Origin of the sequence: Psychrobacter immobilis (assembly GCF_904846065.1) — a bacterium.
Taxonomy (GTDB): Bacteria; Pseudomonadota; Gammaproteobacteria; order Pseudomonadales; family Moraxellaceae; genus Psychrobacter; species Psychrobacter immobilis_H.
The window spans coordinates 2,880,789-2,904,899 of record NZ_CAJGZV010000001.1 but is presented as its reverse complement, the minus strand read 5'-3'; the positions used below and the strand labels follow the sequence as shown (position 1 = coordinate 2,904,899).

Annotated in this window: 23 protein-coding genes; 11 read left to right on the top strand and 12 right to left on the bottom strand. The window is 43.5% G+C overall.

Annotated elements, in window-relative coordinates:
* Positions 1-53: 53 nt before the first annotated feature.
* Positions 54-887, bottom strand: a complete 834-nt coding sequence (gene asd, locus JMW64_RS12070; RefSeq protein ID WP_201554861.1) for an archaetidylserine decarboxylase — start codon at positions 885-887, stop codon at positions 54-56.
* A 112-nt stretch (positions 888-999) separates the two neighbouring features.
* Between asd and dtd the strand changes: the two genes are divergently transcribed.
* From dtd to phoR, 3 genes are all read left to right on the top strand, one after another.
* On the top strand, positions 1,000-1,455 hold the full coding sequence (dtd, locus tag JMW64_RS12065) for a D-aminoacyl-tRNA deacylase (RefSeq protein ID WP_201554859.1): 456 nt from the start codon (positions 1,000-1,002) through the stop codon (positions 1,453-1,455).
* Between the two features lie 155 nt (positions 1,456-1,610).
* The gene (gene phoB, locus JMW64_RS12060) at positions 1,611-2,315 is read left to right on the top strand and encodes a phosphate regulon transcriptional regulator PhoB (protein WP_055125876.1); all 705 of its coding nucleotides are present in this window, start codon (positions 1,611-1,613) and stop codon (positions 2,313-2,315) included.
* Between the two features lie 80 nt (positions 2,316-2,395).
* Positions 2,396-3,499, top strand: a complete 1,104-nt coding sequence (phoR, locus tag JMW64_RS12055) for a phosphate regulon sensor histidine kinase PhoR (RefSeq protein ID WP_060491897.1) — start codon at positions 2,396-2,398, stop codon at positions 3,497-3,499.
* On the opposite strand, the gene JMW64_RS12050 is transcribed toward phoR, so the two are convergent.
* A complete protein-coding gene (locus JMW64_RS12050) occupies positions 3,496-4,098 on the bottom strand; it encodes a M23 family metallopeptidase (protein ID WP_201554857.1) in 603 nt (200 codons plus the stop codon). The genes phoR and JMW64_RS12050 overlap by 4 nt on opposite strands.
* A 247-nt stretch (positions 4,099-4,345) precedes the next feature.
* Here JMW64_RS12050 and JMW64_RS12045 point away from each other — a divergent pair, with 247 nt between their 5' ends.
* Positions 4,346-5,035 carry a putative quorum-sensing-regulated virulence factor gene (locus JMW64_RS12045; RefSeq protein ID WP_201554855.1) on the top strand — a complete coding sequence of 230 codons (690 nt, stop codon included), beginning with the start codon at positions 4,346-4,348 and terminating at the stop codon, positions 5,033-5,035.
* 36 nt (positions 5,036-5,071) lie between these two features.
* On the opposite strand, the gene JMW64_RS12040 is transcribed toward JMW64_RS12045, so the two are convergent.
* Positions 5,072-5,962: an alpha/beta hydrolase family protein gene (locus JMW64_RS12040; protein ID WP_201554854.1), complete on the bottom strand. Its 891-nt coding sequence runs from the start codon at positions 5,960-5,962 to the stop codon at positions 5,072-5,074.
* A 286-nt stretch (positions 5,963-6,248) separates the two neighbouring features.
* Between JMW64_RS12040 and JMW64_RS12035 the strand changes: the two genes are divergently transcribed.
* Positions 6,249-6,926 carry an LOG family protein gene (locus tag JMW64_RS12035; RefSeq protein WP_045455284.1) on the top strand — a complete coding sequence of 226 codons (678 nt, stop codon included), beginning with the start codon at positions 6,249-6,251 and terminating at the stop codon, positions 6,924-6,926.
* A 122-nt stretch (positions 6,927-7,048) separates the two neighbouring features.
* Here the strand turns inward: JMW64_RS12035 and JMW64_RS12030 are convergent, their stop codons facing one another.
* On the bottom strand, positions 7,049-8,665 hold the full coding sequence (locus tag JMW64_RS12030; RefSeq protein WP_201554853.1) for an FAD-dependent oxidoreductase: 1,617 nt from the start codon (positions 8,663-8,665) through the stop codon (positions 7,049-7,051).
* Positions 8,666-9,169: 504 nt separating this feature from the next.
* Between JMW64_RS12030 and JMW64_RS12025 the strand changes: the two genes are divergently transcribed.
* The gene (locus tag JMW64_RS12025; RefSeq protein ID WP_193008919.1) at positions 9,170-9,604 is read left to right on the top strand and encodes a COG4315 family predicted lipoprotein; all 435 of its coding nucleotides are present in this window, start codon (positions 9,170-9,172) and stop codon (positions 9,602-9,604) included.
* 110 nt (positions 9,605-9,714) lie between these two features.
* Here JMW64_RS12025 and JMW64_RS12020 read toward each other — a convergent pair whose 3' ends face one another.
* A complete protein-coding gene (locus JMW64_RS12020; protein ID WP_193008920.1) occupies positions 9,715-10,803 on the bottom strand; it encodes a peptidoglycan bridge formation glycyltransferase FemA/FemB family protein in 1,089 nt (362 codons plus the stop codon).
* Between the two features lie 229 nt (positions 10,804-11,032).
* Complete coding sequence (locus JMW64_RS12015; RefSeq protein WP_193008921.1) at positions 11,033-11,656, bottom strand: YceI family protein; 624 nt, start codon at positions 11,654-11,656, stop codon at positions 11,033-11,035.
* A 466-nt stretch (positions 11,657-12,122) separates the two neighbouring features.
* On the opposite strand from JMW64_RS12015, the gene JMW64_RS12010 reads away from it, so the two are divergent.
* On the top strand, positions 12,123-12,404 hold the full coding sequence (locus tag JMW64_RS12010) for a type B 50S ribosomal protein L31 (RefSeq protein ID WP_011281173.1): 282 nt from the start codon (positions 12,123-12,125) through the stop codon (positions 12,402-12,404).
* Positions 12,405-12,544: 140 nt separating this feature from the next.
* Here JMW64_RS12010 and JMW64_RS12005 read toward each other — a convergent pair whose 3' ends face one another.
* The 4 genes from JMW64_RS12005 to JMW64_RS11990 all read right to left on the bottom strand — a co-directional run bounded on the left by JMW64_RS12005 (position 12,545) and on the right by JMW64_RS11990 (position 17,115).
* Positions 12,545-13,393 (bottom strand): SGNH/GDSL hydrolase family protein, encoded by an 849-nt coding sequence (locus JMW64_RS12005; RefSeq protein ID WP_193008922.1) that lies wholly within the window; start codon positions 13,391-13,393, stop codon positions 12,545-12,547.
* 4 nt (positions 13,394-13,397) lie between these two features.
* On the bottom strand, positions 13,398-14,795 hold the full coding sequence (locus tag JMW64_RS12000; protein ID WP_193008923.1) for a nicotinate phosphoribosyltransferase: 1,398 nt from the start codon (positions 14,793-14,795) through the stop codon (positions 13,398-13,400).
* 133 nt (positions 14,796-14,928) lie between these two features.
* The gene (locus JMW64_RS11995) at positions 14,929-15,978 is read right to left on the bottom strand and encodes a bifunctional nicotinamide-nucleotide adenylyltransferase/Nudix hydroxylase (protein WP_201554852.1); all 1,050 of its coding nucleotides are present in this window, start codon (positions 15,976-15,978) and stop codon (positions 14,929-14,931) included.
* 177 nt (positions 15,979-16,155) lie between these two features.
* A complete protein-coding gene (locus JMW64_RS11990) occupies positions 16,156-17,115 on the bottom strand; it encodes an alpha/beta fold hydrolase (RefSeq protein WP_201554851.1) in 960 nt (319 codons plus the stop codon).
* An 859-nt stretch (positions 17,116-17,974) separates the two neighbouring features.
* On the opposite strand from JMW64_RS11990, the gene nfuA reads away from it, so the two are divergent.
* Together nfuA and JMW64_RS11980 are read left to right on the top strand one after the other, a co-directional pair.
* Positions 17,975-18,658: a Fe-S biogenesis protein NfuA gene (nfuA, locus tag JMW64_RS11985; protein WP_198330258.1), complete on the top strand. Its 684-nt coding sequence runs from the start codon at positions 17,975-17,977 to the stop codon at positions 18,656-18,658.
* Between the two features lie 206 nt (positions 18,659-18,864).
* On the top strand, positions 18,865-20,187 hold the full coding sequence (locus JMW64_RS11980) for an O-acetylhomoserine aminocarboxypropyltransferase/cysteine synthase family protein (protein WP_201502561.1): 1,323 nt from the start codon (positions 18,865-18,867) through the stop codon (positions 20,185-20,187).
* A 125-nt stretch (positions 20,188-20,312) separates the two neighbouring features.
* On the opposite strand, the gene JMW64_RS11975 is transcribed toward JMW64_RS11980, so the two are convergent.
* Entirely contained in the window at positions 20,313-21,332 is a 1,020-nt protein-coding gene (locus tag JMW64_RS11975; protein ID WP_201554850.1) for an adenosine kinase, read from the bottom strand.
* Positions 21,333-21,386: 54 nt separating this feature from the next.
* Positions 21,387-22,355, bottom strand: a complete 969-nt coding sequence (gene rsmI, locus JMW64_RS11970; RefSeq protein WP_201554849.1) for a 16S rRNA (cytidine(1402)-2'-O)-methyltransferase — start codon at positions 22,353-22,355, stop codon at positions 21,387-21,389.
* 135 nt (positions 22,356-22,490) lie between these two features.
* On the opposite strand from rsmI, the gene JMW64_RS11965 reads away from it, so the two are divergent.
* On the top strand, positions 22,491-22,976 hold the full coding sequence (locus JMW64_RS11965) for a YraN family protein (RefSeq protein ID WP_201554848.1): 486 nt from the start codon (positions 22,491-22,493) through the stop codon (positions 22,974-22,976).
* Between the two features lie 216 nt (positions 22,977-23,192).
* Positions 23,193-24,032, top strand: coding sequence for a BON domain-containing protein (locus tag JMW64_RS11960; RefSeq protein WP_201554846.1), 840 nt, complete (start codon positions 23,193-23,195; stop codon positions 24,030-24,032).
* Positions 24,033-24,111 lie beyond the last annotated feature (79 nt).

Here is a 24,111-nt window from a genome sequence, read left to right as displayed (position 1 = left end):
CATAGATTAGGATGCTGGACTGAGCTTTTTTAAGTCATTAAATCGCTCAATTATTAAGCGTTAGTAGTCCCTAGTAGCTGTCCCATTTTTACCACACTATCGGCTTTCATACTGTCTTGCCAATCTGCTTTTGCGCCTTTTGGTAGAATGACAATTGCGGTTGAGCCTAAATAAAAACGACCCAGCTCATCGCCTTTCTCAAAGCTCATATTGTGCTCAGCTTCTTGAATATCATCAGTGCGGGCAATTTTACCAGTTGCCACCGTTTCGATACCAGCGACAATCATCGCCCCAACCATCACCACCGCTGCTTTACCATATGCTGTATCAAACAGACAAACCAAGCGTTCATTACGCGCAAATAAGTCTGGCACGTTCGCCGCCGTAGTATTGTTGACCGAAAACAGCGTACCCGGTACATAACGGGTTTTGGTCAGAGTGCCGGCGAAGGGCATATGTACACGGTGATAGTTACTGGGGGCAAGATAAACCGTTGCAAAACTCCCATCCGCAAAATAGCGGCCATCTTCACTGTCAGCAAGCAGTTGACCAACGTCATAATAGCGACCTTTTGCTTGGAGCAATTTATGGTCGTCAATTTGACCCAACTGCGAGATAATACCATCGGCAGGACTGACGATACCATTAGGCGTTATGTCGATAGGGCGCGCGTCTTCTTTTAGCTCACGAGTAAAAAAATCATTAAAGCTCTCATAGGCGTTGAGACTTTGGCGCTCATACTCGTCCAAGCTGACGTTGTAGGCTTTAGCAAAGCTGCGGATAAACGTGCGTTTAACATAAGGATGGCGGCTAGCGGCTAGGCGCCCAGCAACTTTACTCAGTTGCTGCTGCGGGACAAGCTGTTGTAAAGTAGTGAATACATTCATAATGAGGCTACCAAAATAGGGTGTGATGTAATAATTAATAAGCAAGAGAATGGCCGTATTTTATCATGGACGGCGTATTATTGTATGGGCATAATTGGTAAGGAATCCGTAAATGAAAGCACTTATACAGCGCGTACGCCATGCTAGTGTCACCGTCGATGCGCAGTGTGTTGGTACGATTGAGCAAGGCATATTGGCTTATATTGGTTTAGGGCCTGATGACGACCTAACAAGCGCCCAGCGCATGGTGGATAAAATCCTCACCTATCGTATTTTTGACAATGACGATGATCCTGCCAAGTACGGCAAACTGGATAAAAACGTCCAGCAAGTTGGTGGTGGACTGTTATTGGTATCACAGTTTACGCTAATGGCAAAAACAGACAAGGGTCGCCGCCCTGACTTTGGTGGTGCGATGGCACCTGATGCGGCGCAAGCATTGTTTGCGCAATTGGTCGCCTATGCCAACACGCAACATCCAAACGTGGCAACTGGTCAATTTGGTGCCAATATGCAAGTGTCGAGCGTCAATGATGGGCCATTGAATTTCTTGTTAGAAGTAAATTGAGTAAACCAAGCATTAGCCGTCATTAGACTTATGAACCGCTTAAAAGTTGAATGTCATTAAACTGTCATAATTACCCCGTTTAATAGGGAGCAGCAGGCGAGCATTTATCGCCTTTTTGTCAGCTAAATGTTGTCCTCTAACACTGAGAATGCCGTATGTATAATGAGCAAATTTTGATTGTTGAAGATGAACCTGCGATTCGTGAAATGATCGTCATGACGCTAGAGATGGCGGGATTTGATAGTCTGCAGGCAGCAGATGTATCTGAGGCGCACCAACAAGTGGTCGATCACCGCCCGGCGCTGATTTTGCTAGATTGGATGCTGCCCGGCGATAAAAGTGGCATTGATTTTTGTCGACTGCTCAAAAACGATGAGCTACTCGCTGAGATACCAGTCATTATGTTGACGGCTAAAAGTGAAGAGGACAGCAAGGTGCATGGCCTTGATGCTGGTGCTGATGATTATATGACCAAGCCTTTTTCGACACGAGAGTTAATATCCAGAATCAAAGCAGTATTGCGGCGTAGTAACGCGCTCAGTAGTGATAAACCTATCGAAATCGGCAATCTGAGCCTTGATCCCAAAAGTCAGCGGGTGACAGCGGCTGGTAAAGTGGTTGATGTTGGTCCTACGGAATATCGATTACTGGCATTTTTTATGAGTCATCCAGAGCGTGCCTATACGCGGACGCAGCTGCTAGACCAAGTATGGGGCGGTAATGTATATATCGAAGATAGAACCATTGATGTGCATATCAAACGTTTGCGGACATTACTACGACCGCATCAATGTGATACGTTGATACAGACAGTACGCGGGACAGGCTATCGATTTTCTAGCTTTATTGAACCAATTTAACTGACGGTTTTTATTCGCTATAAAAGCAGTATGTTAATCGCAGCACAGTGAAAAACGGCGAATAGTGATAAGGATGATGGATGAACACCCTAATATCGGCTCAAGGCGACCAACAAAATAAGTCACTGCTAGCAACTCAGCAGAATACAACAGATCAACTCAAAAAAATTAGAAGCGCACTACGCGCATTGCGTGATGCGGTGGTTTTGCTCAATGACGATGATGGGCTCGAATGGTGGAATCAGGCCGCCGAAGATTTAATGTTGTTACAATTATCAGATAAAGGTAAGTGCATTTTTGACTTTATCAGTGCGCCTGAATTTCGTCAGTATTATCAGGCGACGACCAACCCTAACGATGGTGCTCAGGATGGTGTGCACATTGTCTCGTGGCGCGCGCCCAAGCGTTATTTAAAGTGTGAGCTCACGCCTTTTGGCGATGAGAAGCTGCTCATTATTTATGATGTGACGCGCTTGCATCATTTGGAGGAGATGCGCCGCGATTTTGTGGCGAATGTCTCGCATGAGTTACGCACACCGTTGACCGTCATGATGGGTTATCTAGAAAATTTTTCGGATCAGCCAGATATGCCGCCGCATTGGAAGCGCGGGTTTGAGCTGATGAGCCAACAGACTGCGCGTATGAATAGAATTGTAAATGACTTATTGCTGTTATCTCGCATCGAAATCGAAGAAACCCATGAGCTCAGTTATATTGATATGACCAAGCTGCTGACCCATGTTTATGATGATGCGCAAGCGTACAATCAAGAATATGGGCATACCATTCACTTGCAGATAGACACTTATGACGGACTGTATGGCTCAGAGATGTATCTAAATAGCGCGCTTTCTAATCTGGTGATTAATGCCATCAAATACACGCCCAAGGGCGGTAATATCGCCATTAGCTGGACAAAAACGTCAGAAGGTTGCCGATTTGCCGTCGAAGACAACGGTATTGGTATTGCACCTGAGCATATCGCACGGTTGACGGAGCGCTTTTATCGTATTGATAAAGGTCGTAGTCGGGCGACTGGCGGCACAGGGCTAGGTTTGGCAATCGTTAAACACGTTTTATATCAGCATGAGGCTAATTTACAAATTGAATCAGTAGAAGGGCTGGGCTCGACGTTCAGTATGGTATTTCCAGCTGCCCACATTAGATCAGCTGCGATACCCTAATCTTTTTGTAAAAGTGGATAGGGGTTCACTGCACTACCATTGATATAAATACCATAATGCACATGTGGCGGCGTACCTTTTGCATTACCACTGTCGCCGACGTAGCCGATGATATCGCCAGCATCGACCCAGTCGTTTGGACTAATATCTGCATAATCTTCTAAATGCGCATAATAATGCCCTGCGCCGCCTGGTCCAACCACGACCACCACACGACCGCCTAACGTATTTTCACCAACTTTGCTGACGATGCCTTGTGTCGTGGCTCGTATTGGTGTGCCTCGTGGGGCAAAGATATCGATACCTTCATGACTGCGACCTTGACTGCGTGCAGCGCCCCATGTATCTGTTAGATGTTGTTCTGGAAGTGGACTGGGTAAGCAGTTTTCCGTCGGTAGTTCTTGCTGTAACAAACTGAGCTGTTGCCATTTTGCTATTACAAATGACTGAGTTTGTTGGCTGATACTGGGTAAGAGCCTATCAAATACAAATAATAGCATCAACAATATAGCCGCTTTAATGAGCACACTGAGTACACGGCTTAAAAAGGTTGGCCTTTTCTTTGGCTTTGATTGCGGGTTACTGCTATCTGCTGGCATCTATCTCTCTTTAGTTTTTTAAATTAGTTTTTCTTATTATTATATAAGTGAAGTCGTCTATTCTTTGTATGCCATTGTTATCTCAGGTTTTTATCCCCATAAACATAACGTTTCTTTTAAATTTTACGTATTTTTAAAACGTTACATAAAATACCAATGTTGCTATCTATTATTGCTATCTATTATTGCTATCTATTATTGCTATCTATTATTGCTATCTATTATTGTTATCTATGGCTGAACTTTTATGACTGACACTGCGCTGATTATCGATACCGAAACCGATCAAGGTCGTGATCCGCGTCCGATTCAAGTGGCGACTATTAATGTAATGACGGGTTTGGAGTGGATGAAGTACTTTAATAGTGGTCGTTCGATATCACCAGTTGTCATTAGAATTCATGGTATCACCGATGAGGATGTCGCTGGTCTTGAGCGCTTTGATTTAGAGGCATTTGAGTTGCCGCAGTATTTGATTGGTCATAATGTCCGCTTTGATTGGCGGGTTATTGGCAGTCCGTCTACTAAGTTGATATGTACGGTTCGGCTGGCGCGTGTGGCTTTTCCAGAGTGGAGTGCTTATGGTCAGTCCAAATGTATCGAGCAATTATTAGGCAAAGAGGAAGCAAGTAGGATGACGATTGCCGCTCATGATGCGCTAGGTGATGCGCGTATGTGTTATCTGCTTTATCAGGCGTGTTGTGAGCGCCTAGCCATAGCACCGACGGATTTTGCTGTTGTCCATGCTATCGCTAATAAAGCCAATCCAGTGAGCAAAATGCCCTTTGGCAAACATAAAGGCACGCTGATTAAAGACGTGCCCATCAGCTACGTAAAATGGATGCTGGGTAATATCCACAATATGCAGCCGTCGCTTTATTCTGCCTTAACCAAGCGTGTCAAAGTAGAACAGGCAGCAAAAAGTACGCAAGACTAAATAGAATTGCACTTGAATGGATTAACTAAACCGAACTTATTGCTGCTTAGCTAGCCAATCAACTGCCATTTGCCAAAGCTGCGGTGCTTTAGTGTTGGTTCTGCTACTAAAATAGCGCATATGACCGATGCTGTTTAGACCACAGTCTTTGGGATCTAAAAACTGTTTTTCGACTGGCATTTTAGTAAAAACACGAATCATATCATCCATATTTTTGCTATTGGCAATGTCATCATCACTAAACCCCAGCCATAATGATGGCATAGTAATGTCATTGTAAAAGTGCGTTTGTATACTTTTGCCAAAGGCTGTTTTGATATAGCCTGCGCCATTACACCATTCGCGCCACTGCCGAGACACGCCCCGTGGTAGCGGTTCGCCCATACCAATTTTATCTGACGGCGTGTACCCTAACGTCAAGTTGGCGAGTGGAATAAAGGCATCCATAAAACCCATCGCTTTGAGTTTATAGGGCATGCTCATGTTTTTAATACGACCTGATGAGCAGGCGACATTGAACACTGAAGCGAGCGCACTATAATTTGGCATCAAACCAATCAGCTGACCGCCAGCGCTATGACCAATTAAATGATAAGTGGCGTTGGAAAATTCATCTTGCAACGCATCAAGGACGGCTGGCATATCATGGCGACCCCAGCTAATCAGCGATGCATCGCATTTAGCCAATGCAGACGACAGCGATTTACCGATGCCTTCATTGTCAAAGGTTAGTACACCAAAGCCATTTTCTGCTAAGTGAGTGGCAAAATTGTGATAAAACTGGCGCTTGATACCCGTTGCTGGCGCGAGCATAACCGCTTTTTTTACCTCATTTTTAGGGCGATAGACAGTCGCTGCCAATGCCTGATTGCGCTCAGTCATGATACTCAGTGAATAAATATCCGTCTGATACTGTTTATTTTCCATGCTTTAACCTTCATATTGTTAGGGTTCTATGCGGTGTGGAGTGGTTATTTATTTGCAATTATTTATCAACAATCTGCTCTTAAAATGTAGTCATTACGTAGTGATAAAACGCTTAAATTAGCTGATAGCCACCTGATAGCATCGCTTATGTTAAGATAAATGCTGGCAAGCAAGGCGTTCAATTGTGACTTTCAAGTTCTATGCTATTTATCTTGGGTGGTATTATCCATTAGGGTTTTAACGAGTATTTAACAAAAACAATCGATATAAAAATTAAGGAAGCTATATGCAAATGAAAATTAACAATGACACTTATGAAGTCATTACCAGTCAAGACATTACCAATATTGAAAAAGCAGTGGATAAATCAACGTTAACGATGCCGTTGGTAGCGGTTTATTGTGGTTCGCGTTTGGGCAATAATGAAGTCTACGAGCAGGCAGCCCGCGAGTTGGGTAGTGCGCTTGCCGACAATGGCATGGGTTTGGTCTACGGCGGCGCGAGCATCGGGCTGATGGGTGCCGTTGCAGATGAGGTGATTCAAGGCGGTGCGCAAGCGGTCGGTGTGATTCCAACCTTTATGCTCAAGCACGAAATTGCTCATGAGCAGCTGACTCGTCTGCATTTAACCGATACCATGCACACCCGTAAAACCGTGATGGCAGAGTACGCGGATGCTTTTATTACCTTGCCGGGCGGGCTTGGTACCTTAGAAGAAATTATGGAAATCGCTACGTGGCGTCAGCTATATCAACATGAAAAACCGATGATTATTCTGAATATCAATGGTTTCTATGATCGTATGATCGAGCACTTAAAATATACGGCTGACCAAGGTTTTATGAAACAAGAAGATCTGGAGCGTTTGGTAGTATGTAACACGATTAATGAAGCCATTGAGCTATTAAAAACAGTCGTAAAAATAGACGATGCAGTCGATACCGAAAAAATGGCTGGTAATTAAGAGTACATATTTCTATAGATGAATACTTTTATATATAAATATTTCATCTATAAAAAAGGAGAGAAGGGCTGATCATTAGCCCTTCTCTCCTTTTTTTTGTTCAATTTTTAATAGAACGCTTTTTATATCTCAGTAGCACCTGCATCATTAACCGTGTTGAAACCCTTTAAAGTTGTCTCGCCAATACCGTGATTCACATCAGCCATTGCCAATGGAAAGCCTCGTTGCTCAGCCAGTGTACGCGCGACTTCATCAATCGCCATGCTATCGTGTTTTGTTAAATACGCCCAATTATGAGCATAACGATTGCGGTTGGCTGGCGTGTCATGATCGATTAAGCCAAGTTCAGTCAATTCATCAACGATTTGATCGGCAGCAATCAAAGTTGATGATGCTTTGACGTTTTCCGCACGAGCATAGCGAATATTAGAGTACAAGCTTACATCAGCCACTCGCAGCGTATCGTCCTCACCGGGAATTTGCTGCCCACCATATAGCGCGTTACCGACCGTACGTGCGCTATGGAAGGTCGGTACAAACTCCGCTACATAATCAATCGCTTGCTGACTACGCGCTTGTAACGGTGCTTTATCCCAGCCATCTTCGATGTAGTGCACATACTGTGGCGGCAGCTTAGGTTGGGCGCTGTCTTTGCTAGAGGCGACCAAGCCATCATCGAATAGCGTGATAAATTTGCTCATGCCATGTATTTGAAAATAACCACCGGGGTAAGGCGTGAGTTGTGCCATGCCTTCAGGTGTGCCGCGACTGCCATAAACGATAATCTCTGGTATCTGTCCGCCAGTATCATCCCAGTGGGTAATATAAGACGATTTAAACTCGACCATACGCGTGACTTTGACCCCGACCATATCGTCGATGACGCCCGTACGAAAACCGCAAGCGTTGATTAAATAATCCACTTCGATAGATTCGGTTGTATTTTTGGTCTCAGATTCGGTTGTAAGCTGAGTTTCAGAGCTGGCAGATTGTTGATAATCAATACGCCATTTAGTAACATGATGGTCTGCGTTTGAGCAATTTTCACAATCAACAGGCATGACTTGCTTAACCTGCGTATCTGTAAAGACGTGGGCATGCTCATAATCTGCTAATGCCAATTGCGCAGAGGCCGCCAAGCGAAAAATATTCCAGCCATACTCTTGCACGACAATCAGTGGAAACTTGACTTTATTTAAGTCCAAATACTTAGCTACTGGTATCATCCATTCATCAACCGACCGCGGCACTGCGACTTGCTCACGTTCTGACAGCGCAATGAGTTGCTCATGGCTATAAAGCTGATAATAGTTTTCAGGTTCGCCCAACACTTTGTTATTAGCATCTTCAGCGATAAGCTTACGATACGCATCAGTCAAGATATCAAGACGTGGTAGCAAATCTTCTGGCAAGCCTTCATCGCGGGTTGGCACGGCAAATACTGTTGGGCGAACATCGATGGTATAAGGATAAAGGCGCAATATATCGATACATTGTTTGAGGAGAGCCACACAATCTTCATCAGGAATTTCGCGGTATAGATTGCCGCCAGCATGCAAGTGACACATCGGTGGACCATCAATCAGCGATTTGTTTTTTTCAAATACATAAGTTTCAAGCCCCAATGCCGCAAGGCGGATAGCAATGGTTGCTCCTGCCGTACCACCACCAAGAATACCGACACGTTTGGCAGAGTGCGCTTGGTTTTTCACTGGGTTTTTAATGAAAGAGTGAGTCATTGTCGTTGTTATATCCTTAGTAGCAGTTACAGCAGGTCATGCTCGGTGTATTTGTTAAATGTTTTATTCTAGAGTCTTATTTTAAAAAATTTGTCCTAATGGATGTTGTTCTAAGCCGTTTATAACTATTGATATGCGTGCAAAGGACGTCAAGTTCAATATGCATATGAAGCCGCAAGGGTCATATTTGTCATTGTGTAGTAATTCTTAATGTGTATAGAGTATTCTACGAAAAATGACAACCAATATGACGGCAAATACGTAAGTAGATACGTGAGTTTTGTCAATGAATGGCTATGCCAGTTTAACCAATTTGCAAATACATAAGCTTTTGTAAATTTATATAGGGATAGAAACGACTGCGCTGTTGCATATGCTATATTAAAACTGCTTGAAGTCAGCGATAGGTTTTTTTGCTGCTTAAATAGTCTGACGATGAGAAAAATCCAAATAGAAATTTATGATGACAATCATAATCACAATCAAAATGACAAGGAAGTTATTATGAAACGTATGCTTATATTATCGGCTCTCACCGGTGTTTTAACGCTTACTGGTTGTACTACGTTAAACAATGTATTCGGCAATGATGATTCTGGCATGCATGATGTACAAGCCACCAATAAAAATACCGCGCCAGTCGCGAGTAAAAACGGCATGTTAGTCGATGCAAGCAATCACATGACCTTATATACCTTTGACAAAGATGGGATGAACAAATCAGAGTGTGGTAGTGCCTGTCTAATTGCTTGGCCCGCATTTATGGCACCGAGTAATGCCAAAGCGTCAGGGCAGTTTGCAGCATTTCAACGCGAAGATGGCAAGTATCAATGGGCGGTAAATGGTAAACCGTTATATTTCTATGCCAATGATACAAAGGTGGGCGATAAAGATGGCGACAATAAACTGGGCGTTTGGCATATCATCAAAACTAAGTAAAGTAAGCCCATTATCTACCGAAATGAAAGACAATTAGCATCAAAAAAGCAGCCATCGTAATGGCTGCTTTTTTATTGGCTTGAATGATTAGAATCGTAAAATAACGCAGATCAAATATCTGCCAAAGCTTCAGCTTGTTCAGTCTCCAAGATAGTTTCTTTAGTAGGCTCTTTTCTATATAAAGGGAAAAAGTCGGAGCGTAAATCATTTTCGGTGAACCAGCTATCAGCGACTAATGCTGTGTATTTTTCTGGATTAACGATGAGTCTATAGGTTTTGAATAATAACTCTTGTGAGCTAAACCCTTTTTTATACTCGTATAAAGAATCTAGATTAGAGCCTACACCGCCGCCAAGATGCAGTAATTTATAATGATTGGTTCGGCCCCAATCACGAGCCACATGGGTAATGAGTTTGGAAGGTTGTAGATGGGTATAGGCGTTGAGCGTGCCTCCGAGATGAAATTGCATAATGCCCGATTCTTTACAGATTGTGTAGATAGAGGAACCAATGGCTTTATTATCCTGATAGGCAGTTATCAGTAGTATTCTGTCTTGCAAATTTTCGAGCAAATTAAAAAAGTAATCATCATCAAAGAAGTAGTACTGATCTGCCTTCACCTGCGCCATCGTTTCTTTGTAAATATTGGAAAACATCACTGCATTGTCTCTGGTTAAACGCTCAATTTTTGTCACGACATCCATTTTTAAGGCTTTTTTAATGCCTCTACGATGACGATTTTGAGTCTCACTCCAGTGCTCCTCTTCAGATTTACCCAAGTCAGACATCAATGTCAATCCATGAGTGAGTGCTTTGCCGACCGTTGGTAGCCACTCTTTATTGATGATTGGATGCAGTCGCATGAATAAAGACACACAGCCTTTTGCTAAGAGAAAGCCCCTTACTTCTGCCAATATTATGTCTAATTCGGCATCAGTGAGAGACTTATCCATGACAGGACCGCCGTAACCATAAGTAGAAGTCGCATCCCAATGCTCTGAGTCGAGTTCTCTTATAATGAGAGGTAAAAAGATTTTTTTATTGTTATAAGTGGCAATCACTCCTTGAGGAGTGCCTTTATCGACAATAGCTGACGCAGCAATCCAACCAGATAAGTGATAAATATCAAAGTGATAATCAGCGATGTTTTTATCCCAGTCTTTATTTATCTCGGCAAAGTCTACCTGTACTGTATCCATCTTTCTGCTCCCTCAGTGTTATGTTTTATATTCGTAAATCCGTATATATGAATATAACAATAAAAACTGAGGTTAACAAGCAAATGGGAAGTATTTATGCGATTTATTGAATATATATAAATGTCGAGTTAGTTGATTCATTATTGTCAAAAAAGCAGCCATCATAATGGCTGCTTTTTTTTAGAGTATGTAGAGGAAGTAGCGATTTGTGCTTGGCTAAAAATTAGAATTATTTAGATTTTTTGTTGGTTTGCGCTTTTTTCTCTATCAACTCACCATCGATTTGGATCGGGACATTGGTGGTAATGCCATCTGCGAAAGCTGTCATACCATAGGCTGCGCGATCAATATTACCCGTTGCACGGAAGCCAATAACTGGCTCTTTGGTAAGAGGGCTGTTGGCGATTTTATTCAAAGTCACATCCAAAGTTAATGGTTTGGTTTGACCCAGCATAGTAAAGTCACCTGTGACCTTGGCTTGTTGCGGGTTTATAAATTTTACGCTGGTTGATTTAAAGGTCATGGTTGGATATTTGGCGACGTTAAAAAATTCAGCCTTTTTTAAATGCTCATCACGTGCATCCCAATTGGTGTCAATGCTATCGGTTGCAATGGTGAAGCTCATATTGGTTTTACTGGGTGCTTTAACATCGTAATTAACGACCCCTTTGACGTCGTTAAAATGACCCATGGTGGTCGAAAACCCTAAATGATTGACAGAAAATCCCACACGGGTGTGCGAGTCGTCTAATTGCCATTGATTAGGCAATGCCGCACCTGCAACAGTGGTGAGTGCCAGTGCTGAGCTGATAAGCAGGGCTTTTGCGCTATTCTTCATAACAGTATTTATCATTATATTGTCCTTACTGAGTGTTTATAAATAGTGGGTGCTTGATTAATGAGGCGAAATAAGACGGTATCCATCATCATTAACAAATGATGAATATCAAAAATAAATTATTAAATAAATCTAAACTTAAAATGTATATTGGTTATTTTAATTAATTTAATATTATACTAACATACCGTATCCCTCTCAACAAAATAGAGATTTTGGTGACAACTTATCACATATATCACTCACAACTGCTGCTTGCGTCTAGCGATAAAAACCGTTAAAATCGCGGTTTGATTTTCCCGCTGGGGAAAGGCTAAGTGAGCAGAGGAATGGTGTTGGGTGCTGGAATAAGCCAGTGACGCAGCTGCCATACTTATCAATGTCCTTAGTGCCTCAGTTACGTATGTCATGACTTGTTTGACACATCGTCTAAGATGGTGTTCAAGAGTGCTATACATACATCGGACATAGAGAGTTTATTATGCGTAAAGATATCCATCCTAATTACCAAGAAGTTTTGTTCCATGACACTAACGCTGACGTGTTTTTCTTAACTCGTTCAACCGTTAAAACCAAAACCACTCGTGAATACGAAGGGTCAGAATATCCATACTACCCACTTGATATCTCAAGTGCGTCGCATCCATTCTATACTGGCGAACAACGCAAAACTTCTACTGAAGGTCGTGTTGCTAGCTTCAACAAACGCTTTGGTGCATTTGGTGGCCGTAAGAAAGCTGCTGATACTGACGCTGCAGAATAATTCACACCTATTGCGTGATATTATTTTGAGCATGTGTTTTCTCAAACATGCACAGTTATAGTATTAAGAACATAAAAAAACCGCTGACTATTCAGCGGTTTTTTTTGTTTAAGTTTTTAGAAGTAACGCCTCAATGGTTCTTAATCAGTCAACTCAGCATCGGAAGGGGAAGGGTTCAGTAACTGTATAATCAACTCTGACAGTTGCTGCGCCCAATAGCCATACATGAGGCTGCTAGGATGAAAACCGTCACTGGCAAACATCACTTTGATATCGATTGGAGTACCGTTCGAATGCTCTGCTATCATTCGTGGAAAGTCAGTGGCCATGTAGGTGACACTATCATGAGCGGCGCAAACTTGCTGCAATGTCTTATCAAGGATAGAGGCTTTAGCACCCACAAAGTTACTTAGCGGGGCAGGTATCGCAGGCATCTGTGCCATCGGCGGCAGGCTTAAAAAAATCAACTCTCGCACACCAAATTTACGCTGAGCGATAGCAATGATATTTTCAATTTGCTGTTGCCATTTATCCACCGATACTTTAGAGGTGGTGTCGTTGACGCCGACACTCAGCACCATCACATCAACAGGCTGGCTAGGCGCGAGTAGAACATAAAGCCTACGCAAGATATCAAAGCTGGTATGCCCCGTTGTCGCTTGCAATGACCAGTTCAGTATATCAAACTGATTTTGGATAGCAAACTGCTGCGTCAAAACAGGAATTAAGTTACCGACAAGCGCTTCTTGCTGCGTCTCACTACCGACGCCAGCCGCCGCCGAATCGCCAACGACCATTAGATTTAATGTCCGCTTGTGCGCTTCCTTTAGCGATTCAATCGTGTCATTTAATTGAACTTGCCCGTGCCTTTCACCATTTGGCTCAGGTAGACGTACCGTATCACGCTTAATTTTGCGCCCTTGATAAAGATAAATAGGAGCAAGCAGTACATCTCTTGCCACCGAGGCGATTTTATTGCTATTTATCATATTGCTACCATCCTGCACGCTCCCGAATAGTGGTGAGATTGTCTTCAATTAATAATTTACCATCGACATAAATATCACGCAGTAGGTTATCTGCGTCTGCAGATAGGTCTTCAGCCTTGATGGTTTTTAGCTGTCCATTGCTGTTTTTGACCAGCGCCAAACGTCCCTTCTTTGAGCGTTTAGAGCGGCTGGTAATGGGGTCTTTATAGATGTCTGTCCATGTGCCATCGATAGAGATAGCGCTGGCTTTCATCGCCCAGCTCATGGTGTCGCGGTTGACTTGTTGTAATAGACCACCGCCCATACCAAATGTTACATTATCTGCGCTAAAGCCTGCTTTCATGATCACTTCAATGATCTTAGTTAAGCTTTGTGGGCTGATGCCATCCCCTTGGATGACACGTACATAATCAGGCAGCACTTTATAGCCTTTACTATTAATCGTCGTTCCAAATTTTACTGCCAAGCGCTCTAAGGCTTCGCGAACCACTTTGGCAGGCTCACCACTATCGGGTCGGATAACCAAAGTCCCGCCCATATTTTTCACATCATCTTTTAAGCTGCCGCCCCAGATATTATCGATGGCGTTCCATAAGTCATAGCTGTCAGAGACCACTGAGAAGCTTTTACCAGCGCCGCCAAACTGCGCAATCATATTGGCAAAAGCAGCGGTTTCGCCGTCACGACCCCACGCGGTCATGGTGCTATGCTCAGCGGCAGGAATAGAAAACGCTGGCATGTCCTTATCCATGTGATACCAGCGGCTGGCAGCCACCAACGCTGTCATCGAATCGGTTCCAGCAAAGTTCACCAAATGCGCTAGGCTGCCGAGCGCGACAGACTCTTGACTAGATGCTCCGCGCGAGCCGAAATCATGTAAAAGAAAAGTGAGTGATTCGGTATTGTCCGCTGATTTTTCTAACGCTTGACGAATGATGCCTTTGCAGTAATGCGAGACACTAGCGACGGTTGATGGATACCAAATGGCACGAAGCAAAGCAGTCTCGATATAGCTTGGCAGCCAATAAAACTCTGGATCGGTATTGATAACTTGGCAGACCACATTGGATACTGGTACGATGCTGCCTTCAGGTATGGCTTCGATGCGCAGTGGCATGTAGCCGCCATGTTTATCAACCAAACGCTCCCAGCCAGCACGGTTAAAGGTTAAACCATGTGCTTGAATGACCATTTCGGCTTCATCAATGTCTTGATGAGTGATTGGCGTGCTTAGATATTCTTTAATAAAGGCTTGCAAGCCAAAGAACACCACATCGTAGTCGCCTTTACGCGCCTCAATATAGCTGGACAGATACTCACTACCTTTTGGGTATTGCACCCAATGTGAGGTTTTGTAGCTGTCGCTATTTAGAATTAAATTGTTTAAATTGCTGGTATACATCACAGAACTCCTCTGCTTTGAGATGCCGTAGCTGCGTTAATGAAAGAACAGTTACGGCGGTTAGCCCTTGCTGTCTATCAGCTTGGGCGTGGAAAATTGTTAATGAAAAATCGGATAATCGTCTGATAAAATCCTACAAACCAACCATTTTAGTAATAATTGCATAATGGTCTTCAAACATCATGGTGGCGTCAAGCTCAGCGAGTGGTAGCCAAAAAGCCGTGGCTGCATCGTCGCCGCCTTTAACTTTTGGCAAGCCTTTTGGGTCATTTTTAAGTTGAAAATAAAAGGCTTGGGTAATCGTCCGACCACGTGCTGAGCGATATGGGTCATCAAAGGTATGCTGACTATGACAAGAGCCGCGCAATACTGGCTCAGGGACTTTTAGGCGAGTCTCCTCACGTAGCTCACGGATACAGGCATCGAATAAGGTCTCTTTTGGATTTAAAAAGCCGCCTGGTAATGCCCAAAGTCCACGCCCTGGCATGCTGCGGCGCTCAACCAATAGAATATGTCCTGACTGGACAATTAGGGCATCTGCTGTCATAAAGGTTGGTGGATAAGGCGCTGATTCCCACTGTCTTTTATATTTATCAATAAAGTCCGCTTCTTCGTGCAGATTTTGATATTCGTCTGTTTTTTTGAAATCGTTCAGAACTTTGCGCGTCGACTCAGGCGTGCGTTCAGGAGTCGGGGTCGCGCCCATTAGATAGCTATCACGAATCGGGGTGGCGGATAGATTGTGATAGCTCGGTACTGAGACGGACGCCCAATTGGGGAATAGCGATAAATAATACGAGGAGCTGTCTTTGGAATGACCAATCAAGCCGATATCAGTTTGCAAATCACCAGTGACAGACTTCACGCCTGCTTGCACGTACTGTAGCCAGCGCGTGTCGTTGTAGAGTGCATCATCTAGAGCAACGCAGTGAATACGTGCTGCTTCTGTTGCTGAATACGCGCCTTTAATCATGGCAGCACGCTCAGCGACGCTAAAGGGATTGCGTAAACTACGCGGTAAGTTAGCAGAGCCGATCAACATAATGACATTATCAGCACGCTTTAATGCTTCGTCGATGACCGCCTTATGTCCACGATGGAAGGGCTGGAAACGCCCGATAAAAACCAAATAACGATAGTGTTTGTTTTCTTTAGCTGAACTTTGCTCTGATGATTCGCTCATATACGCCACTTTCCTACTACGGATATTTCATTGGTTAAAATTTATTGAGTAAAAAGTAATGACGCCAATACTGACACAGCCCATCACTCGCTGACAAGTATAAAGATGTTTAGAGGTGTGCGGTTTCTGATTATAGTCCGTACCATGCTGTAGTTAGGCTACAACCGCACCGCTATTTTAACGGGCATGCTGCTCAATCCACGCGGTAACTGTTGGCCAAATTTCGTGGGCGGCGTTACGACTGATCATAATGCGGCTGTGCGTATAATCGTCCAAATCCCCATGGCTGAGCGAGTATTCTCGAAAAATATTGGCAGGGTTTTTAAAGGGTTCAAAAAACAGCTGACAACCACGAGTAGGGGAGATGAAATTGTCGCCTTTTGCGCTGATAGCATAGATGGGTATCGTGATTTTTGGCATCTGTTGCCGGTAGTCTAAAGGTGCATCATCAGCGGCGTATGTATCCATGCTGGCTGTATTAAATGTACGTTGCTTAAGAAAACTGCTGTTAAAGTTTTTTTGTAGATTCCAGTCATACCACTGGTTCATCATATGATAGCTTTCGTTAATAGGCCCTAGCTTAATTTTTTTAGCAGGGATGTAACCAACCAGCCGCGTGAATAATTTTGCTACAAGAATTTTAGTATGATTTATCGGATTTATTGCAGCGCCATAAGCTTGGCAGGCAAACATGCTGGCGCTATTAATCTTATCGATATAGCAGGGATGCTGGATCAAAAACATCGTTAAGCCAACCCCGCCGCCGCTATGGGTGACGCAATGTAGATTATCGAGTTTTAATTCCTCAAAAAGATAGCGAAAAGTCGCTTCATAGTCATAGGTTGCAACCGTTTCGAAATTGAATTTTTCTTTGGGTATTGAGCTTGCGCCATGACCGCGCCATTCCATGATGTAGCAATGATGACCGAGGCGGGCTAGATACTCAGCGATTTTCAAACAGGTTTGTTTGTCCGAAAACGTGCCGTGCGTCAAAAATATGTTTTGCGCTTTTATGGCAAAGGTATTGGTGGTAAGGGTATCGCTCTTTGTTTCGTCTTTTGTATTATCCACAATCTTCCAAACGGCTACTTGTTCGTCGTCTTTGGTCGTTACTAGATTCACTGTTTGCGTCATCATAAGATTGATTCAACTAAAATATGAAATTTCTGCTAGCTTAAATGTAATGTTTAACAATGAAAATTATAGTAATAAATATAAAGATGCTAAAAAATTGCGTTATAAAATAACGTTTGAACATCCTCTTTTCTTCGATATCTAAGCGATCTCTATAGTCAATATAAAAGAATATCAACTGGAGTAATGGATTACGAAAAAATACCAACGCTACATGAATTTTGATATAGCGAGACATAATTTCTTTTACAGCTTTGGTATAGTCAACACCCTCCGGCACTAAAAGCGCGACGACTATAATAAGGGCAACAAGAATGCCTAATATAATAATCAATAAGTAAACCTATAAAAAGGTATTTATGACAATACACTTTACCTTGTAAATAGATCTAAAACTAGCGCTAGAAAATAGTAAGCATGATAAGTGCTTTGGTTGTATGGTCTCACACAGTGTTAGACATGCCGTAGTATTCGGAAGAAAGTAGGTGGTTAGTTAGTGTTCTGGGTGCTTGATAATCACGGTTGCTGTCTTTATATAGTAGGGGATATATCAATCATTAGATAAGCGCTATTTGTCGTGTCTATTTCGTCATTGTTAATAAAGCATTGATAAAACCGATAGCAGTCATTTATGAGCATTTTGGTTTAATTCACAGTAGCGCAGTCGGAATTGTCGTCTGAGTACGTTATAATAGCTGCTATAAATTGAGCAAAATGTTATAACAACGGCAGTCCGCATTTTAAGACAACAGACCGTAATGATTGATAACCCGCATAACTTATACCCGCTACCTAATTTTAAATTCACGACACAGTAGCCATGACAGATATAGCGTTTGTGTCATAACGCATAGGACATATTATGAGTGAGCACAACCAAGCTGAGAGCCAACTAGACCAGTCAGCAGACTATGAATCAGCGCTAGATACTGAGCAAACTGTAGCAAAGAGCAATATTACTATTACTGAGTCAGCCCAAAGCTACTTAGCAGATTTGTTATCCAAGCAGGATACCGATGGTATCGGCGTGCGTATTTTCGTTGAGCATCCAGGTACGCCGCGTGCAGAGTGCTGTATGGCTTATAACCAACCGGGCGAAGAGGATAGCGCTGACCTGCGTTTTACGTATGAAAGCTTTTCTGCCTTTATCGAAGCGGCGTCTGTTCCTTATTTAGAAGATGCGGTGATTGATTATAATAAAGACCGTTTTGGTGGTCAGCTGACCTTCCGCGCGCCAAATTCTAAAGTACCTAAAGTGGGTGCGGATGCCAGTGTCGAAGAGCGTATCAACTACGTATTGCAGTCAGAGATTAATCCCGGCTTAGCGGCGCATGGTGGCGACGTACAACTGCTTGAACTGATTGATGAAGAAGGCGTTGGTCTGACTGCGGTATTGAAGTTTGGTGGTGGTTGCCAAGGCTGTTCAGCCGTTGATATGACCTTACGTCAAGGCGTTGAAGTGCAGCTGAAACAACAAATTCCAGAGCTGACCCAAGTGATTGATGAAACCGATCATACCCGTACCGAAAACGCTTACTATAAATAGAAATCTCAGTAAAAGCCAAAGCGTTAATTAATGTCTGAAGAGTTATTTTAATTAAAAAGCCAAGTTTTGATGAACTTGGCTTTTTTTATTGCTATGATTTGGTAGATTGTTTTTTAGCTGAATTTTCAGTGACATATTGTTGATTAATAATTTGTTGATTAGTCATGTATTGATTAATAACTTTTATCGAAATAAAGGAATATATGATGAGTGACGAACAAGCAGCCCAGCAAACAGCCCAAAAATCAGAGACGCCTCAACGTCTTGAAACCTTGGCGATTCATGCCGGTTATAGCGTTGAGCCAACGACCAAAGCGGTCGCAGTGCCTATTTATCACACTAGCTCGTACGCCTTTGATAACACTCAGCATGGTGCTGATTTGTTTGATCTAAAAGTTGCAGGCAATATCTATACCCGTATCATGAACCCGACCAATGCCGTGTTGGAGGAGCGCGTCGCGGCGCTCGAAGGCGGTATCGGTGCGCTTGCCGTAGCATCTGGCATGGCAGCCATCACTTATGCGATTCAAACCATCTGTGAGGCGGGTGACAATATCGTTGCTGTGTCGACCTTGTATGGTGGTACTTACAATTTGTTTGCCCATGCGTTGCCGCGTCAAGGTATAGAAGTCCGCTTTTTTGATCACAAAAATCCTGAGGCGATTCGTGATTTGATTGATGATAAGACTAAGATGGTCTTTGCAGAAAGTATCGGTAATCCATTAGGTAACATCGTTGATATTCAAGCGCTGAGTGATATCGCACATGAATATGGTGTGCCAGTCGTGATTGATAGTACGGTTGCCACGCCTGCATTATGTCGTCCTTTTGAGTTTGGTGCGGATATCGTGATTCATTCATTGACCAAATATATGAGTGGTACGGGTACGTCGATTGGTGGGGCGATTGTCGATAGTGGTAAATTCGCATGGGGCGACTATCCTGAGCGTTTTCCCTTATTGAACACGCCAGATCATAGTTATCACGGTGTGAACTTTGTCAAAGATGTCGGTGCAGCAGCCTTTATCGCTCGTGCTCGTGTGGCACCGCTGCGTAATACTGGCGCGGCACTTAGCCCGCTCAATGCTTTTGGTATTTTGCAGGGTATGGAGACATTGAGTCTACGTATGGAGCGCCATGTACAGAACGCGCAAGCCGTTGCGGAATATCTGCGTGACCATGACAAGGTTGCTTGGGTAAAGTATGCGGGTTTACCGGATCATCCTGAGCATGAGCTTGCTAAGAAGTATATGAAAGGCACGCCATCTGCTATTTTGACCTTTGGGGTAAAAGGTGGCTTGGAAGCAGGTGCGCGCTTTATCGATGCGCTGCAGCTGATTACTCGTTTGGTCAATATCGGTGATGCCAAATCACTAGCCTGTCATCCAGCGACAACGACCCATCGCCAGCTCAATGAGCAAGAGCTCGAAAATGCAGGTGTAAGTACTGATATGGTTCGTTTATCAATTGGTATCGAGCACATCGAAGATATCAAAGCGGATCTTGCGCAAGCATTAGCCTCGGCTTAGTATTAAACGCTTTTTATTGAACTGAGCAATGTGAACTGAATAATTTGTCTCATAATTAATAATAAAAAAGCCCATATCAATCGATATGGGCTTTTTTATTATCGGCAATGACAGATTTTTATAAGTTAAGCAGATAGTACACGCTTTGCAATATCTCTATAATCTTGTGAGGCCAATCGTGGTCCAAACTGTTGAATCACCTGCGCCGCCACTTCGCTGGCAAGACGACCACATTCAGGCAAGCTATAGTGCTGCGACAACGCGTATAAAAATGCTCCTGCGTAATTATCACCGGCACCGTTGGTATCAATGACATTAGTAACGATTGGTGTAGCAACTTCATAAATCTCAATCTCTGATTTATCATCAGCTTTATGGGCGATCGTTGCACCATTGGCACCATCAGTGACGACTGCCGTCTGGCAATACTCAAGCAGTGCGCGTGCGGCTGCCTTGACTTGTTTTTTGTCCGTAAAGAGTTTGGCTTCCTCACTATTACAGAATATCACTGCCACTTTATTGCCCAGCATATTGAGTAAACCGTCTTTGGCAAACTTCACCACGGCAGGATCAGCAAAACTTACGGCAATTTTTGCAGAATGAATCCCTGCTTGTTGACGCAACTGAGTCATAGCAGGCTGAATACTCTCAGTCATGGCCAAGTAGCCTTCTATATATAGCCAGTCAGCTTGTGTCAGCGCATCAAAATCGACATTTTCTGCGGTGATTTCGCTTGAAGTGCCGAGATAAGTTTGCATGGTGCGCTCGCCATCTTCAGTCACTGCGACCACACATGAACCCGTTACTCCGCCTGCATGGATAGATTTCTCTGAAGTTGCAACACCTGCTTCATGTAAGTCTTTTAGGTAAAACTCGCCTTGTTGATCGTCACCAACGCGGCAGGCATAAAATGGCTTGCCGCCTAAACTGGCAAAGGTATACATCGTATTAGCCGCTGAGCCACCACCAGCCTGCTTTGATGGTGCAATTTCTGCCAGTTTAAAATACGCCAATAATTGCTGTTGCTCGTCGATACCTGCCAGCGTCATATTGCCTTTGGTCAAATCAGTCTCTTCTAGCGCCGCATCTGACAATACATATTCATGGTCAACCAATGCGTTGCCTATCGCCATTACATTGTACATTGCTCACTTCTCCTCAATGGGTTTATAACTGTTTTTAATATTAATATTCAAAAATTATTCAGCTTGTAGCTCAAGTAAGCGCTGATATAGCGCATTCTTTTTGACGCCAGTGATATCAGCGCCCAATGCAGCGGCTTTTTTAACCGATAAGTCTTCAAGCAAGCGCTGCAATAATTTATCATGAATACTGATGTCATCGGCATCCTGCGCCACATTCACGCCAGCGACGACCACGACTATCTCACCGCGCTGTTGATTGTCATCAGCTTTGACAAATTCCACCAAATCCCCAAGGGTGCTTTTATGGACAGTCTCAAAGGTCTTAGTCAATTCACGGCAAAAAGTGACTTCACGATCTGCGCCAAATACCGCCGCCATGTCTTCTAAACTGGCGATAATACGATGCGGCGCTTCATAAAATATCAGCGTTTCGGTACGTGAGTTTAATGCTGCTAATTGCTTTTGGCGACCGTGGGTTTTGGCAGGTAAAAACCCAATAAAGCTAAAGCGGTCTGAGGGCAATCCTGCGACTGACAGTGCGGCAATGGCAGCAGAGGCACCAATGATAGGAGAGACTCTAACGCCTGCGGCATGAGCGGCCTGTACCAGTTGATAACCTGGATCACTGATGAGTGGCGTACCGGCATCACTAATCAAAGCAACCGAATGACCTTGCTCGATCATCTCGATAATTTTGGGTGTTTGAATGGCACTATTGTGCTCATGGTATGCCCAAAGCTTGTTATGACCTTTTTGCTTGGTCGCGGTATCAGCGTCTGTCACGTTATTATCGGTATTATTTTTAGTGTTAGGAGCTTCTGACTCTTTTTCGTCGTCGGCTTTACTGCCTTTGGTATCAATGCCAAAATGCGACAATAGCTTACCTGAGGTACGGGTGTCTTCACAGGCAATGATGGCGACTTGCTTTAAAACATCAATGGCATGCGGCGTCATATCGCTCATATTGCCAATTGGCGTGGCAACGATATATAGACAAGCTGGCATCGCGGTAGGGCTAGACATGAAAACCTCGGAGTATTAAAAGCGGGAATTAAAATATGATGTGGCGCGCTGACTGACAAAACTGGTCAAAAATAGAACTTAAGCAAAGCATAAAACACCATACCAGCATCTGCACGCGAAAGTGGCTAGTTTAGCATGATGTGCTATGATAATTCTGAAATGTTAACCAGACCTATCGACCTTATGTGCAGTCATAAACCTTTGAGCCTCACTTCACCAAAGCAGCGCCAAGGCAGTCTATTCGAGCAGCAGGCGTGTGAGTTTTTACAATCGCAAGGATTGATTTTGATTGCCCAAAATTGGCAGCAGGTCAAAGTGGGTGAGCTGGATTTGATTATGCTGGAGACAGGTTCAGCATGCTCGACACTGGTATTCATTGAAGTGCGTCAACGGCAGCGTTCAGGTTTTGGTGGTGCTGCACTGAGCGTGACGGCAAGCAAACAACGTAAAGTGATTAAAACGGCGCAATATTTTTTGCAACAGCATCCTGAGTATGAGGATTATGACTGTCGGTTCGATGTCATCGCTTATGATACGGTAGGTACTCATCTTAAGACCAGTGGTCAAAATGTAGAAAATCAACCACAATGGCTCAAAAGTGCTTTTATAGTAGATACGTGATATTAGGATGCAAAAGCTACCCAACTAGAAGGTAGTAAGTACTTATCATCGAGTGAGCGTTACCAAAAACCTAACCGCTGATAGTAAAAATTAAGTAAAGTAGCTAAGTTGTTATTAACTGAATTAACAGTTGTCAAAACAAATGTTATTAGATTAAAACTGGCTCAATCAATTGACTTTATACGATCGTCACACTCATGTTCTAAGAGGTAAATCATGACACGGATGCATTTGCGCACTGCTATTTTTGGCTCATCACGCCGCACCGCGATAGGCGTTATGCTAATCACCAGCATCGTCACTACGGGCTGTACCACCAATTATTTGACCAACAGTACAGAAGGTACGTATGGTGTACCGATGACAGAGCGTACCATTCCGCAGAGACTACTGGATCGCAGTATCGAACATACCGTCAAAATCAATGTTTATGGGTTAAAAGAAGACCTGCAACAAACCAGTCGTATGGGTATTGATAGCTTTAATAGTGAAGTGTTATTGACAGGCGAAGTACCCACTGAGGCCATCAAAGTAGAAGTCGAAAAAGTCGTCAGCTCTATGCCAGATGTGCGCCATGTCTATAATGAGCTAAACGTCAGCGCGTCTAAAGGCTATAGCTCGACGGTTCATGATGGCTATATCACCTCAAAGCTGCTGGCAAAAGTAGCCGCGAGTGATGGTGTCAAAGCCTCACAGATCAAAGCCGTGACCAATGATGGTGTGGTTTATATTATGGGACGTATGACACCGACTCAGCAGAGTCACCTAATCGATATCGCCAATAGCACCGTTGGTGTGACTGAGCTGGTGCTGCTGACGACCGTCGTTGATGACAGGGGCGTAAAGATAAGTAAAGACGACATTATGTCTGAAAATAACTTGGTAAATCCTGCTTCAGCACCAGTCGTTGTGGACGGGGTAGCTGCTGCTAGCGTTAATAATTCTGAAGCGCCAGCGTCCGTTGGCACATCGACTCCTATCGTCGTGACCGAAGATGGCACAACCGTTGAGCAACCGTCATCAAGCCCCTATATAGACCTGTATCAAGATCCGTAAAAAGTGTTCTAAAATACAGCTGTTATTTATTAATAAAACAAAAAAACAGTGGCTAAATAGCTTGTAGCGTAAGCTATTT